This window comes from Streptomyces sp. NPDC093094 (assembly GCF_044754345.1).
Taxonomy (GTDB): domain Bacteria; phylum Actinomycetota; class Actinomycetes; order Streptomycetales; family Streptomycetaceae; genus Streptomyces.
The window spans coordinates 40,892-55,451 of record NZ_JBIVOX010000004.1 but is presented as its reverse complement, the minus strand read 5'-3'; the positions used below and the strand labels follow the sequence as shown (position 1 = coordinate 55,451).

General features: G+C 75.7%; 6 protein-coding genes. 1 reads left to right on the top strand and 5 read right to left on the bottom strand.

Going from position 1 to position 14,560, the window contains the following annotated elements; translation table 11 throughout:
- Window positions 1–4: 4 nt before the first annotated feature.
- From ACIQGV_RS08940 to ACIQGV_RS08920, 5 genes are all read right to left on the bottom strand, one after another.
- Window positions 5–3,802: a DUF5682 family protein gene (locus ACIQGV_RS08940; protein ID WP_402492521.1), complete on the bottom strand. Its 3,798-nt coding sequence runs from the start codon at window positions 3,800–3,802 to the stop codon at window positions 5–7.
- Entirely contained in the window at window positions 3,799–4,959 is a 1,161-nt protein-coding gene (locus tag ACIQGV_RS08935; RefSeq protein WP_402492519.1) for an AAA family ATPase, read from the bottom strand. Before ACIQGV_RS08935 ends, ACIQGV_RS08940 begins: the two co-directional genes overlap by 4 nt.
- 592 nt (window positions 4,960–5,551) lie before the next feature.
- Entirely contained in the window at window positions 5,552–10,465 is a 4,914-nt protein-coding gene (locus ACIQGV_RS08930; RefSeq protein ID WP_402492517.1) for a DNA-binding protein, read from the bottom strand.
- A complete protein-coding gene (locus tag ACIQGV_RS08925) occupies window positions 10,462–11,328 on the bottom strand; it encodes a DUF4132 domain-containing protein (RefSeq protein WP_402492515.1) in 867 nt (288 codons plus the stop codon). The genes ACIQGV_RS08930 and ACIQGV_RS08925 overlap by 4 nt, the downstream gene beginning before the upstream one ends.
- 331 nt (window positions 11,329–11,659) lie before the next feature.
- Complete coding sequence (locus ACIQGV_RS08920) at window positions 11,660–11,965, bottom strand: hypothetical protein (RefSeq protein ID WP_402492513.1); 306 nt, start codon at window positions 11,963–11,965, stop codon at window positions 11,660–11,662.
- Window positions 11,966–12,476: 511 nt separating this feature from the next.
- Between ACIQGV_RS08920 and ACIQGV_RS08915 the strand changes: the two genes are divergently transcribed.
- The gene (locus tag ACIQGV_RS08915; protein WP_402492511.1) at window positions 12,477–14,426 is read left to right on the top strand and encodes an SGNH/GDSL hydrolase family protein; all 1,950 of its coding nucleotides are present in this window, start codon (window positions 12,477–12,479) and stop codon (window positions 14,424–14,426) included.
- Window positions 14,427–14,560: the final 134 nt, after the last annotated feature.

Below are 14,560 nucleotides of genomic sequence, written 5' to 3'. Positions count from 1 at the left end.
GTGTTCATCGGTTCTCTCCGCGGAGGCGGTCGCCCACCCAGCGGGCGAGGGCGAGAGGGCTGAGGGCGGCGACGGGCATCCCGGCCGCGACGAGCTGCTGGGCGACCGGCACCGAATAACGCGGGGTGCCGGTGTCGTCCAGGGCGGCACAGCCCATCAGGTGCACTCCGGAGGAGGCCAGGGACCGCACCTCGCCGAGGAGCCCGCCCAGTGGACAGCCCTCCTCGAAGTCGCTCACCACCACCACGAGCGTCCGGCTGGGCACGGTCACCAGGGAGCGGGCGTGCGCCAGCCCCGCGGCGATGTGCGTGCCCCCGCCGACGCGCACCTCCAGCAGCAGCGACAGCGGATCGGCGACCTGGTCGGTCAGATCGATCACGTCCGTCGAGAACGCCAGGAAGTGCGTGGACAGGGTGGGCACCCCGCCCAGCACGGCCGCGGTCAGCGCCGACCAGACGACCGACGCCTCCATCGACCCGGACACGTCGACCACCAGGATCAGCCGCCAGTCCGCCTCCGTACGGGAACGGGTGCTGAACACCGGCTTCTCCGGCACCACCAGGGTCCGGCCGTCGGCGGTGCGGCGCGTGGTCGCGAGGTTGGCGCGCAGCGTGCGCGGCAGGTCGAGCCTGCCTCCCGGGCGCCGGGTCGGGCGCGGGGTGGCCAGGCCGGTCAGTGCCGGCCGCATCCGGGTGGCCAGCTCCTTCGCCAGCTCGTCGACCAGCCGGCGCACCAGCGGGCGCAACTTGGCCAGCTGCTGTTCCGGCATGCCTCCGGCGAGGGACAGCACGGAGGTCAGCAGGTCGACCGAGGGGCGCACCGAGGCGGGGTCCAGCTCGGCCAGCACATCGGTACGGCCCTGGTCGGCGGCGCGCGCCAGCACCTCCTCACGGACCTCCGCACCGAACAGCGCGTCCAGTTCCTCGGCCCACTCGCGGGCCGTGGGGAAGGCCGCCTCCTGGCCTCCGCCCGCTCCTCCTTCCCGGCCGAGGTCCGAGGCGCCCTCGCCCCGTCCGGTGCCGTACAGCTCGTCCAGCGCGTGCGCGTAACGGCGGGCGTGCGACGGCAGTTTCTCGCTCTCCCGGCCCAGCAGCAGCCGCCAGCGGTCGGTGGGGGTGAGGTGGAGCGCGGGAGCCGCGCCGTCCCGGCGCGCGGCCTGGGACGGAGCCCCGGGTCCGGGCGCGGTGCCGGACCCGGGTCCGGGCTCGTCGTCGGACCCGGGTCCGGGCTCGTCGTCGGCCGGCGGTCCGGATGCCTTCGGTGCTTCGGGCGCCCCGGTGGCCGGGGAAGGCTGGGGCGCTCCCGGTGCGACGGCGGCGCCGACGCTCTCGGGCACGTCCGTGTCCGCCCCCGTCGGCAGTCCCAGGGAAGTCACCGCCGCGAGCCCCGCCGCGTCGGCCGCCGTCCACAGCGCGAGGAGCCGGGGCGAGGTGCCGAGCGACAGGTCCAGGCGGTCGCCGAGGTGCTCCGTCACCGTGCCCAGCAGACGGTCGCGGCCGGCCGGGCTCAGGGTGTCGAAACCGCCGCGCAGCGCGGGCAGCCGGTCCAGGAACCCCTGGTCGGTGAGGGTGTCGATGCGGTGGAGCAGCGGGTCCAGAGCGGTCGGCGCCGACTGGAGCAGCGGGGCGGCCCCGCTGAGCAGTCCGGTGAGACGGCGGGCCAGCGCGAGCCGCCCGTCCGGGTCGGTCGCCGTGTCGATCCAGCCCGCGGTGCGCGCGCCGAGCACGTCTGCGTCGTCGAGGTCCAGCAGGACCCTGGCGGCCAGCGCTGCGCCCTGGACGAGCGGGGAGCCGGTGCGTGCGAGGGTGCCCAGGGCGTCGTCCATCCGCAGCCCGAGCCGGTGGTCACCGGCCCGTGAGGCCAGCGCGATCAGCGCGGCCGCGTCCTCCGCCCGGTCGCTGCCCGCGAGCCCGGGCAGCGCGCGGACCGCCGTCTCCAGCAGGTCGGCGGCGAGCGCCGCGGCCGCCTCCCGGGCCTCGGTGGTGGTGCCGGGCAGATGGCCGCGGCGCAGCGCCTCCAGCAGGTCGAGGGCTTCGAGGAGTTCGGGGAGCGTGGCGGCGGCGGGGAGCACGGCGGCGGCGTCGGCCAGCCGCTCCGCGACCAGTGAGGGCAGGTCGCAGCGGGCCGCCGCGCGCAGCGCGGTCAGGACGAGCGCGCAGGTGGGCCCGCCGTCCGCCGAGTCGCGCCGGAAGGCGTCCCGCAGCGTTCCCTCGGCGGCCAGGGCCGCGGTCACTCCCCGGATCCCGGCCAGGTCGAGCCGTACGGGGACCGCAGGGGTCCATGCCAGCCGCCACCGTGTGGTGAGTGCCGTGCCGTCGCCCGTGCCGGCCACCTCCACGGCCTCGCCGTAGCCCGCGCCGCACACCGCGAGCCGCTGGAGCAGGATCTCCCGGCGGCCGTCCAGGGCGGAACGCAGCGGGTCGAGCCGCAGTTCCCGGGCGGCCGGATCGTCAGGACCCGGCAGCCGCAGCGCGGTCAGCTCCGCCTCCACGGACGGACCGAGTCCGGACCTCGGGGTGCCCGGCGCGATGCGGCCCCGTTCGGTGCCGACCAGGACCACTTCGAGCGCCCGGGCCAGGGCCCGGCCCCGGCCGAGCGGCTCGCCCTGGCCCATCACGGTCGTCAGCGCCTCCAGCACCTCGCCCCGCCCGGGGGCGGCGAGACCCCGCACGCTCGCCAGGTCACAGGCCATCCGCAGGGTCTCGGCGGCCTCGCCGGTGCCCGCCGTGTGCCCGGCCGCCCGCAGTTCCCGGCACACGTCGGTGATCGCCCGGGCGGCGGCGCCGTGCAGCAGCCCGCGATCGCCGGCGGCGGTGAACACCGCCTGCTGCCAGCGCGGGTCACGGATGCCCGCGGGGTAGCCGGACCGGGAGTCGAGCAGGTCGAAGGAGTACGGGACGAGGGAGGTGACCACCGGCGTCCGCTCCCCGGCGCGGGGTGTGCCGGCCGGGGGCGCGTCGGCCGCCGGCTCGGCGGCCGCTTCCGGCGCCCGCACCGCGGCCTCGGCCTCCGGCTCGCCCGTCGCCCCGGCCGGCAGGGAGGTCGCCCCGGCCGGCGCGACCGGGGCGGTCAGGGCCGGCGCGTGGAACGCGCCGACGACGGCCGCGACCCGGCGGCCGTCCGCCGAGGCCCGGGCGATCACCGCGCGCATACGGGTCTCGCGGGCCAGGTCCATGGACGGCACCCCGCCCGCCGACTCGGCGTCACGGCGCAGCGCCCAGCCCACACCGAGCGCCGCCCGTCGGATCGCCTCGGGCGGGCAGCCGGGCGCGAGCACCTCCACACAGCGGTCCCACAGGTCGTCACCGTCGCGCCCGGTTCCGGCGGCGGTGAGCGCGGCGGCGAAGGCGGTGGGCGGGACGACGGACGGCGCCTCGGCGGGCGTGGCGTCGGCGGGCGCGTCGCGGGTGCCGTCGGCGGGGGCGGTGCGCTCGCCTCCGTCCCAGGCGGGGTCCGCCATCGGCAGATCGCAGCACACGACCTCCGCCCCCCGCTCGCGCGCCCAGCGGACCGCGGCGAGTTCGGGCGAGAAGTCGGCGAACGGGTAGAAGCCGAGCCGCCCGCCCTCGACGGCTCCGGCCAGCGCCACCGGCGCCAGGGTGCCCGGGGCCGCCAGATGGGTGAGCCAGGGCTGGAAGTCGGCGGGCAGCTCCACGCACACGACCTCGGCTCCGGCGGCGTCCAGCAGGGCGGGCACCGCCGCGGCGAGCGCCGGGCTGTGGTGCCGTACCCCCAGCAGGTACGGCACCGTGCAGTCGGCGAGAGCCTCGACGGCCTCCCGCGGGTCCTGAGCGAGTGTCACCGGAGGTTCTCCCGCAGGTCCCACAGACGGCGCCAGGTCGCCGAGCCGTCCTCGGCACGGCGGCGCACCGGGCCGTCCCAGTAGCCGAGCAGCCGCGCGTGGTCGGCCGGGTCGTCCTTGCGGACCACGCCGAGGAGGTGCCCGGGCACCAGGTCGAGGGTGTCGCCGCCGGGCAGGTAGGCGGTGGCCACCCCGAGCGAGGTGGCCACCTGGACGGCCTCGGCCGTCGACATCACCGTGCCCGGCCGCTCCACGTCCCAGCCCTCCGCGGACCGTCCGGCCCGCAGGTCACGGAAGACGGTGACCAGGACGTCGAGCACGGCGTCGTCCACGGCGAAGTCCGCGCCCGCCCGCTCGACGGCCGCGGTGGCCTGCCTCCGCACCAGCGCGGTCTCGGCGTCGACGTCGGCGATCGGGTGCACGGTCTCGAAGTTGAACCGGCGCTTGAGGGCGGCGGACATCTCCGACACACCGCGGTCGCGCAGGTTGGCGGTGGCGATGACGGTGAACCCGGGAGCGGCCGCGACCTGCGCGTCGTCGGTGCCGGACAGCTCGGGCACACTGATCCGGCGGTCGGACAGGATCGACACCAGGGCGTCCTGCACCTCGGGCAGGCAGCGGGTGACCTCCTCGATACGGGCCACCCGGCCGGAGCGCATGGCGCTGAGCACCGGTGAGTCGACCAGCGCCTGCGGGGTCGGGCCCTGGGCGAGCAGCAGCGCGTAGTTCCAGCCGTAGCGCAGCGCGTCCTCGGTGGTGCCTGCGGTGCCCTGCACGGTGAGCGCGCTGGTGCCGCAGACGGCGGCCGACAGCAGTTCGGAGAGCATCGACTTGGCGGTGCCGGGCTCGCCGACGAGCAGCAGGCCGCGCTCACCGGCGAGGGTGACCACGCACCGTTCCACGAGGGCGCGTTCGCCGACGAACTTGGGGGCGATCACCAGCTTGTCGGGCAGTGTCCCATGCGGCTCGGGCAGCTTCAGCGCCTCGCCGCCGCTGCCGCACACGAAGGTGATCACGGCACGCGGCGTGAGCCGCCAGCCGGGCGGGCGGGGCCCCTCGTCGTGGGCGGCGAGGAAGGCGAGTTCGGTGGCGTGACGTTCCTCGGCGGGCAGGGTCTGCCGGGCCGGAAGGGCCGTCGCCGTGTCGGTCGAAGGCATGCAGGTTCCTTGCTGGGTCGGTAGGCGGGTCGGTCTGTCGTGCTCAGGATGGTGGGGACGGCGGGACGGAGGAACACCGGGGTGTCCGGCCCGACGTGGGACAAAGGCGGGACGAGGGAACCGGACCGGTGCGGGCGGCACGAGCCGCGCATCGGTCCGCACCGGTGCGGGCCGATATGCGGCGGGGCCGGGCACGGGCACGGGCACGGGCACGGGCACGGGCACGGGCACGGGCACGGGCACCGAAACGGTCACCGGGCGCGGCCGGCCGGCGCGGTGCGAGACCGGTCGGGGCCTGCACGGTGCGAGGCCGGTCCGGTCGGCCCCGTGGTACGGCGGCCAGCCGGTCGCCCGGTACGAGACCGGTCGGCGCGGTACGAGACCGGTCGGCCGGTACGAGACCGGTCGGCGCGGTGCGAGACCGGTCGGGGCCTGCACGGTGCGAGGCCGGTCCGGTCGGCCCCGTGGTACGGCGGCCGGCCGGTCGCCCGGTACGAGACCGGTCGGCCGGTACGAGGCCGGCCGGCGCGGTGCGAGACCGGTCGGCCGGGCCGGGGCGCCGGTGGTGTCCCGGCGCCCCGCCGTCCGTTGCTCAGCGGCGTCGTCCGCGCCGCACCTTCAGCTCCTCGAACCGGGGCGCGTCGCCGTCCTGGGTCCGCTGCCAGGCCCTGCGGTACAGGTCCGCAGCCGGTTCGGCCGGCACGACGACCCCGAACGACGTGTGCTCGCCGTCCATCAGGTCTCCGTACAACGGCAGCTTCCACCGCTCCAGCGGGACACGCGGCGCACCGAGGTCGGCCCAGCCGCCGGGCAGGAAGAGGGAGCGTCCGGCCCGGGTGCGGCTGGCCTCCACCACCAGCTCGGTGGCGGCCAGTTCGGCGCGGGCGGCCTTGAGCCGGGCCGGCTTCCAGCCGGTCCACCGCGCCGTCATCCGGTCGGTGGGGTCGGGCATGGCGAGCAGCATCAGATAGACCGTGGCGGCGTCCTCGCCGATGCCGTGCTCCTTGGCGGCCTGGGTGACCAGGTCGGGCACGGAGCGGCTCGGGTCCTGCGGCCACCAGGTGCCGTCCTTGTCCCGGTCGCCCGCCAGGGGCTCCCCGGGGTCGGCGAGGAGCGCGGCGAACCGGGGGGACCGGGCCAGGCGCAGCGCCACCTCGGCCGCGTAGGGCCGCTGGTGCTCGACGCGCAGCGCGGGCAGATAGGGGTCCTGGCCCGCCTCGTCCAGCAGGTCGACCCGCAGGCCGGGAGCCGGCTGGTCGTCATGGGTGGCGAGGATGACGGCGCCGTACCGCTCATAGCCCTGGCCCGTCTCGGTCGGGGCGCCCGCGGTCCTGCGGAACGCGGGGAGGCTGATGTACTCGCCGAGGTCGAGGACCAGGCCCGGGTGGGCGAGCCGCTCGCGCACGGCGGTGAGCGCCGGCGGCAGCGCCGCGCGGGCCGGGTCGCCGGCCGGCAGCCGGTGGGCGAGCCAGGCGGCGAGGCCGACCGACCCGATCAGCGTCTGCGCCGTGAACCCGACCGGGTTCTCCCCGACGGGGCGGACCCGGTCGCCGTCGACCGCCCACTCCAGGTCCTGGGTGAGCTGTGGCTCACCGGCCGGGTGCAGCAGGGCCGGAAGCGCCTTGCGCACCTCCCACTGCGCGTGCTTGACGGCGCGGAGCGCGTCGCTGAGCAGTTCCTCGGGGACGGCCGTCCGCCGGCCCATCCGGGTGTTCCAGACCTCGGCCGCGGCGGACACGTCGGGTCCGTCGGTCCACAGACGGGCCGGGTCGGCGGGCATCAGCGCGGCCGCCACCGCGGCGCGGATGTCGCCGCCGACGCCGCGCAGTTCGTCCTTGGCGACGGCGGCCGGGGCGACCTTCACCCCGATGAGGGTCCGCGCGTGCGCGGTCAGGAACGTCCGCTCGTACTCGTCGATCCGGGGAAGACCGGCCACGATCAGGCGGGCCATGGTCCCGGTGACCCCGGTGAGCCGGGCGAACTCCTCGGCGGCCGCGGGGAACCAGGGCGCCGGGCCGCGGTCGGCCAGTTCCGCGAGGAACGTCCCGATCCGGCCCGCCCCGGCGGCTTCACCGAGCGGCGCCGACTCCAGGAGGGTGTAGGGCTCCGGTGTCTCGAACCGCCCGGCCGGGTCGTGGAAGAGCGCGTCGAACACGCCGCCGTCGTCGTCCAGCGAGCGGCGCCCGGTGAAGGCGACGAACGCTCCGCCGCCCAGCGGCAGCAGCCCGTTCCATGTGCCCTCGCGCCACTCGCCCGACGGGGTGCGCAGCGAGACGGCCGGCAGACGCAGGGCCACCTTGCGCCAGCGGCCGGTCCCGGTACCGGCCGCCTCGGTCAGACCGAGCGCGTCGAGTCCGGCGAGCAGTGTGCTCAGCACCTCACGGTGCTCCTCGGTGGTCGTGCCGGCCGCCGCACGGAACGCCAGGGCCGTCACCCGGGTCAGGAGGGTCTCCAGATCCGGCTGTCCGCAGGGCAGTGCGGGCCCGTCCAGGTGCAGTTGCGCGGTCCGCTCCGCGGGCACGGCGGCCTCGGTGAGTCCGGCGGCGCGGGTCAGCACGCGCAGCGCGCGGAAGACGGTGTCGGTCTCCTCGTCACGGTTCCACCAGTAGCCGCGCGGGGAGCCGAGACCGCTCATCGCGTCGAGCAGCAGCGTGTCGGCCGGGCCGGCCGGGCCCTCCTGCTCCAGGTCGCCGTCGAGTGCCCGGGTCAGCCGGGCGGACGCCGCGTCCAGGACGGCCTGCTGGCCGGCCGCGTACCGCACCACTCCGGCGATGCCCTCGACGAGCGCGTCATGGCTGACGGGCAGCAGGGTCCGGACGGCGAGCGGCAGCGCCTTCTCGTCCTCCTGCGCGGCCGCCGTCAGCAGGGCCGCCGCGGTGTCCCGGTGGATGTGGCGCAGTGCCTCGGAGCCCTCCGGATCGCGGGGTGTCATGCACTCCCAGTACTGCACCGGCGGCAGCAGCAGGGTGCCCTGGCCGAACACGCCCGGGGTGCGGTCGGTCTTGGCCACCGAGGTGACGACGCCGTCCGGGTCGATCAGTTCGAGCTGCCAGCCGTTGCGGACGACGGCCTGGGCGCGGTCGGCGCCCGGGAACATCACCAGGGCGGCGGGCCGGCCCGACTGCGCGGGCACGGTGACGGTGTGTCCGGCGAGGTTCTCGGCGCGGAAGGAACCGTCGGGCAGCCGCACCACGCGCAGCCCGATCAGTCCGTCCACGGGCGCGGAGGCCGGTGCCGGGCCCGCCGTCGGTGAGGGACGCAGCTTGCCGATGACGAACTCGGTGCCCTCGGGGGTGTCCCGCAGCGCGTCCGCCAGGAAGGCGGGCCGGCTCGTCCGGCCGGTCTCCCCGGTGGCCGGGTCGTACTCGCGCCAGCCGCGCTCCGCCTCGTCCTCGGCGGCGTGCCACACCCAGTACGCGACGCCGTCGGAGAGGACTCCGCGCTCCTCGGGCAGGGTGCTGTCCCCGGCGTGCAGGACGCCCGCGCCGGTGGTCCGGCCGCCGCCGGGCAGGGGCAGGGTGATCGGCATGTCGCCCTTGTACCAGTCCATCTGGGTGCCCCGGGTGGAGCGGGGGCCCTGAAGGGTCTGGGGCTGGTCGGGGCGGGAGTGCCAGTAGCCGCGCAGGCCGTCGCCGCGGTTGTTCCAGTAGACGAGCAGTTCGCCGTCGACGTGGTGGAAGCCGGGGTCGCCCCAGCTGTCGTTCGCGGGGATCCGCAGGTCGTGGGTGAGGACGGTGCCCTCGGCGCCGATCACCCGGGCCTGGGCGGCGCCCGCCACCACGAGGTGGGGCCAGGCGTCGGCGACGATCAGGTCCTCGACGTCGTTCTTCGGGACGAGCGTGGCCGCCGCGTCCTCCCAGGCGGGCCAGCCCAGTTCGTCGAAGAGTCCGGCCTGCAGGGTGCGGGCCAGGACCGGTGCGAGGTCGGTGGCGACGGCCGCGCGCACCTCGTCCTCGGCCAGCGCGAGCGCCTCGGCGGGCAGCCACTTCAGACGGCTGAGCGCGTCGGGCAGCTGGGGCAGGCCGACGGCGGTGAACCGGCGGACCACCGCGCGCACCCACTGCGTGAGCAGCGGGCGCCCGCCCGGCGACACCGCCAGCAGGCGGATCGCGCGCAGTGTCTGGTCGTTGTCCCCGAACTGCTCGGCACCGCGCAGGAAGGCGTCGTGGAAGCGGGGGTCGGCGGCCAGCGACACCAGATCGCGGTGTCCCTCGCCCGAGGCCCACTGCACCAGCATCAGCTGGTGGTGCTTCCCCGGGGCGGCCACCGGCACGTCCAGGGACAGCAGCAGGTCGATCAGGTCGATGTCGTGCTCGGCCCTCAGCCCGCGCCCGGCGGCCGCGAGTTCGGCACGCAGGGTGTCCGCCGCCCGCTCCACCAGCGGGTACAGCCCGGTCATCCGGGTGGAGCCGCGCCAGGACCGCGCCCGCTCCCGGTAGGTCAGGAACCGCTCCAGCCAGCCCGCGGTGCCGTCGCGCGGACGCTCCTCCTCGGGCAGCGAGGCGTCCCACAGCCCCGTCACGGCACCGGACGCCTCCAGGACGTCCAGCCACATCGCGGGCATCTCGTCGTCGTGGGAGGAGGGGATCATGTCGAGCAGAGCGCCCCGCATCCGCGGTTCCCGCTCGGCCAGCGACACCAGGGCCGCCCGGTGGCCCTTCCACCAGCCCGCCGCCGCCCGCAGCGTGGCCGGCAGACCGAGCAGCTCGGCCAGGTACTCCCGCTCCGTCAGGTCCGCGTCCCGCCCGGCGGCGCGGGCCAGCCTGCGCAGGTCGTTCGCCATCTGGGCGGACGGGGGCAGACCGCCGGCCGTGCGCCGCAGACAGAGCCGGGTGAAGCGCTCCAGCGCCTCCTCGGCCGGCACCCGCGCGGCCAGCTCCTTCGCATACCCCGACAGCACCTTCACCGGCAGTGCCCCCGCCAGGGCGAACTCCAGGAAGACGGCGTCCAGCCGCTCCTCCTCGACCACCAGCCCGTGCTCCGCCTCCGCCTTGCGGGCGCGGGTGAACAGCTGGGCCGCGTACGTCGCGTTCTCCTCCGCGAGGAACACCCGCCCGGCCTGCTCGTAGAAGGTGGGCAGGAAGTGCGGCACCGACGCGGCGAGCCGGGTGCCCAGTTCCAGGTAGGCGTCCAGGGCGGCCTTGGGCTTGGACTTCGCCTGCCGGGCCGCCCGGTCCAGGTCCGGTACGACGCCCAGCGCGTGGTGGCCGTCCTGCGGGTGGTGCACCAGCACCCACTCCGGGAAGCCCAGCGACTGGCGCAGGCCGAGACCCACCACGGCCGGCTCCGCGTCGGGCTGCAGACCGAGGTAGCCCGCGGCCAGGTCCTCCGCCGCGCCCAGCTCTCCGGCGACCAGCCGTACCACCACCCTGTCGTCCAGCCCCGGGTGCCGGTACGCCCGCGTGGTCAGCGGCACTGCCCGCTCCCCTGCGTCCTCCGTGTCCGGCGGCAGCACCCCGCCCGCCGACAGCAGTTCCTCGTACGACACGTCGGTCCCCCCGCTCATGCGTCCTTGCCTTCCTCGATCACGCGCCCGGCGTACAGCGCCGCGCCCATCCGCATCCCCTCCGACCAGGCCACCGGGCCCACCTCGCGCAGAGGCAGGGCGCGGCCGTCCTGGTCCTGCCAGGTGAGGGAGCCTGTCTCGACCGCGTCGTCCCAGTACGGTTCCCCGATCCACACCGATGCCTCGACGGTCCGTCCGCCGTCGCGCACCCGGGCGGTGGCGTAGCCGCCGGACACGCGGTAGCCCAGTGAGGAGGCGCGCGCGGCGAGGGCGAAGCGGGAGCGGAAGGTGCCTCCGGTGAAGTCCCGTACCTCGGTGGCCTTGGCGTCGAGGTCGTCCGGCCGGCGCCATATCGCGCGGTGGATCTGCTCGACGCCCTGCACGATCCCCAGTTCGGCCGCGAACTCGCGCAGGTCGTCGAGGTCCGGCAGCAGCACCGGGTGCGGCAGCGTCACCGTGCGGGGGGAGAGCCGGACCGTCTCGCCGTCCAGGTTCACGATCCGCAGCTCGCCTGACTCGGTGGCGCCGCGCAGGAAGCCCACCTCGTCCGGGTCGTCGCCGACGACCGCGAGGTCGCGCAGCGCGGACTGCCATGCCTCGTCCGGCCAGACCCGGGCCAGCAGGCCGGTGGGCACGGGCAGGGACGACACCATCCAGGCGTCGGTCTGGGCGACGCATGAGGCGGCGTGCCGGTCCAGCCACTCGGCGAACCGCCGCAGCCGCTCCACCTCCGGGTGGTCCTTCAGGGCGCGCGGCAGTGTTTTCAACTGCCGTCCCGCCGCACGGCCCGAGGTGGCGCGTGCCGCCACCCGCCCCTCCACCAGGGCGACTTCATATCCGTCACCTGCCGACAGCCAACCCACGAGCCACAGCCTTCCGCGTATTGAGCACAAGAAGAAAGCACAGTCCGGCCGAGGGAATCCCGGCCTGGTGCGACGATGCGGGAAACGCTAGCGGCGGCCACTGACAATCGGTCCGGGCCCCCGGAGCCGGCGACGGGTCTTCGGTCGGGTCGGTCGCTTTTCCCTTCTCCCCGACGGTTCCCCGGTGTGCCGGGAAAGGTGTCGGTGGAGGCTGCCATGCTGCCTCGTGCGCCGGTGTTCCGGGATTCCCGGGGCAGGAAAGGTACCGACCTGTGACGGGGGAAGCCGTCGGCCCCGGCGACGACGGGCCCGACGACGTGCCGACGGGCCCTCACACGGCCTCCGACAAGCCGATCGCGAAGGAGGCCAGGGGCCGGCCGGTGAGCCCCTGCTCGTACACGGTCGCCGCCTGAAGGGCCCGTGCGAAGAAGCGCCGGTCACCGTCGGCGGGCAGCTCGTGTCCGGCATTGCCGTACCAGCCGTCCGCGTCGTCGACCCGTGCGGCCAGGGCCTCCAGGAACCCGGCGAGGTCCTGGTCCCCCCACGAGTCGCCCTCCTCGGCCTGGTTGCGGTGCAGGGCCCGGATGAAGGACGCGAGGTCTTCTCCGCTGCCGACGTGGTCGGGAGATGCGGTCATGTGCGGACCCTGACCGCCCCGGGCAGCGGGCCGGCCGCCCGGCAGGTGCCGCGGTCCCGGAGGGCATCCCCCGGTGCACGCCGGACGGCCATGGCCGTTCGGCCCCGCCGGTCGCTTCGGCGGCGGTACGGTGGCCACCGCTCCGGCCGGCGTGTCCGGCTGCGGGGTTCGGGCAAGGGACTTGGGGGCTTCGCTCATGGGTCAGGCGGGGACGGCCGACACGCATGCCACCGGCGGCGCGGGCGGCACGAACGGACCGGGGAACACACGTTCCGGAAGGCGTACGGGCCGCGGGGCGCTTCTCACCCCGAGCGCACTCGGCGCCACGCTTCTCGCGCTTCTCGCCGGTCTGCTGACCGGTCCCGCCGCGCAGGCCGGCCCACCACGGCTCGATGACGCACCGTCCGGGGCCCGGGGCCCCCGGGCCGCGCCGGTCCCCGGTTCCTGGCAGCGCGCGGTGCCGGGGGTCGCGTCCCCCCGGCTGGATTCCGGCCCGGAGGGCGGTGTCACCGTGCAGGACTGTGCCGGCTCCACGGCCACCGCCCCCGCGGTACGCCGGTTCAGCGCGGCCGGAGCGGCCCTGCCGGGCGTTCCCGCGGGCAGGATGGCCTCCTGCGTCGGCACGGTCACCGGTTCCGGGCTGACCGTCGGCATCCGGCCCCGACCCCGCGCCGGTGACCCTTCGACCGTGGTCGCGTACCGCGGTGCCGATCCCGTGTGGGCCCGCACGGTCGGTTCCACGTGCGGCAACGCCCCCTTGAACACGTCGAGGCTGACGACCGGCGCGGACGGCAACGTCTACGGCTTCGCCTCCGCCCACACCCCCTGCGGTCCGCAGTCGGCGGTGTTCGGGCTGTCCGCCGCCACCGGCGCGGTGCTGTTCGTCAGCCGGTCCGCGGCCGACATCGAGCTGGTCGGCGCGCACCGGCGCGGACTGGCGGTGGCGTACGACAGCGGCGAGGGGGTCAGGTTCCTGGACTACCGGGGCCGCGAGTACGGGCGGGTCAAGGTCGTCGGATCGCCGGCGAAGGAGATGGCGCAGCGGCTGGCGGTCAACCCGGACGGCTACGTGTTCGTCCACCTGACGGACCGGAACGGCACCGGAACCCGGCCGGACTGCGCGGACCACTACGCCGTGAACCGGCTGGAGGTGTTCAACTCCGCCGGCCGGACCGGACGCCACACCTTCCCGTACTGCACCCTGGCGAACGTCAATGTCTGGTCCGCCGCCTCCTGGGGCATTCCGGTCCTGCTCACCGGCCACCGCAGGGACGCGGTGAACACCGACCGGCTCATGGCCTTCGACATCAGGGCCAGGCCGCTGTTCTCCCGCACGGTGCTCCAGCGCACGGAGGACCGCACCTACGCGGAGCTCGGTGTGCAGGCGGACAGCCATGGGCGGATCCTGCTCCTGAGCAATGTCGCGTACGACGACCACCGGTCCGTCAGCCTCCAGGTGGACGTGCACAGCCGCACTTCCGGAGCCCTGCTCGAATCCTTCGACACCTCGGCCCTCGACGGCGGCCGCAACGGCCACACCAACGTCTACGGGTTCGCGGAAGGACGGCTGTACTTCTTCCGGTCCGTGTGCGCCGACGCGGACTGCACGGCGTGGACCCCGACCCTGTTCTCGCTCGCGCACACCGGCCTCGGCATGGACGAGCCCCGCGCGACCCTCGTGAGGTCCAGGAAGGCGCTGCCCGCTCCCGTGCGCATGGTGGCGCTCGGCGACTCGTACTCCTCGGGCGAGGGCAACCCGCCCTTCGACGCGGCGTCCGGGGAGTGCCGCCGCAGTCCGCAGGCGTGGCCACGGCTGCTGGGGACGGACGACCCGGGCGTGCGTCCGGTGGGCCACTTCGCCTGTTCCGGGGCGAAGGCGTCGGCCTTCACCGAGTCCTTCAAGGGCGAACCCGCTCAGGTGACACGCCGACTCAAGGGGGTCTCGCCGGCACCGGGGCTCGTGACGCTGACCCTCGGCGGCAACGACGTCGGCTTCGCGCGCATCCTGAAGCACTGCTTCCTCGTCGACTGCGTCGCGGACCGCACCGTCGCGCACGCCGAGAGCTACGTCGCCGGGGCGCTGCCGGGGCTGCTGCGCAGCTCGTACGCGCTGGTGCGCTCGACGGTGCCGCGCACGTCACGCGTGCTGGTCGTGGGCTATCCCCGGCTCTTTCCGGAACTCCAGTCGGAGACGGCCCGGTGCGGCTGGCTCACACCCGCCGAGCGCACGGGCCTGAACCGGCTCGCGGTGAAGCTGGACGAGGCGGTCCGCACGGCCGCCGGCGCGGCGAGGGTGTCGTACGTGTCCGTGCGCGGGGTGCTGGACGGGCACGAGCTGTGCTCGGCGCAGCCGTGGGTGTACGACGTGGGCCGCAACGGGGGTGACAACCGCGGGCATCCGCTGCCGCAGGGCCAGCGGGCCATCGAGGCGGCGGTGCGCAAGGCGGTCGACGCCGGCTGAGCGGACCCGGGCCCGGGGGGCGGGCCCCCCCGCCGGGGGGGGGCCCCCCGGGGGCCGGGCGGGCCGCGCCGGCCGGGCGCGGGGCAGGACTTCGTGCGGGTAAACCAGCATGGCGGGGGGGGCGTGGCGGTGCG

Coding starts and splice junctions, on each gene's coding strand:
- ACIQGV_RS08935 (WP_402492519.1), bottom strand. CDS start 4,959: ATGCCTTCGACCGACACGGCGACGGCCCTTCCGGCCCGGCAGACCCTG.
- ACIQGV_RS08930 (WP_402492517.1), bottom strand. CDS start 10,465: ATGAGCGGGGGGACCGACGTGTCGTACGAGGAACTGCTGTCGGCGGGC.
- ACIQGV_RS08920 (WP_402492513.1), bottom strand. CDS start 11,965: ATGACCGCATCTCCCGACCACGTCGGCAGCGGAGAAGACCTCGCGTCC.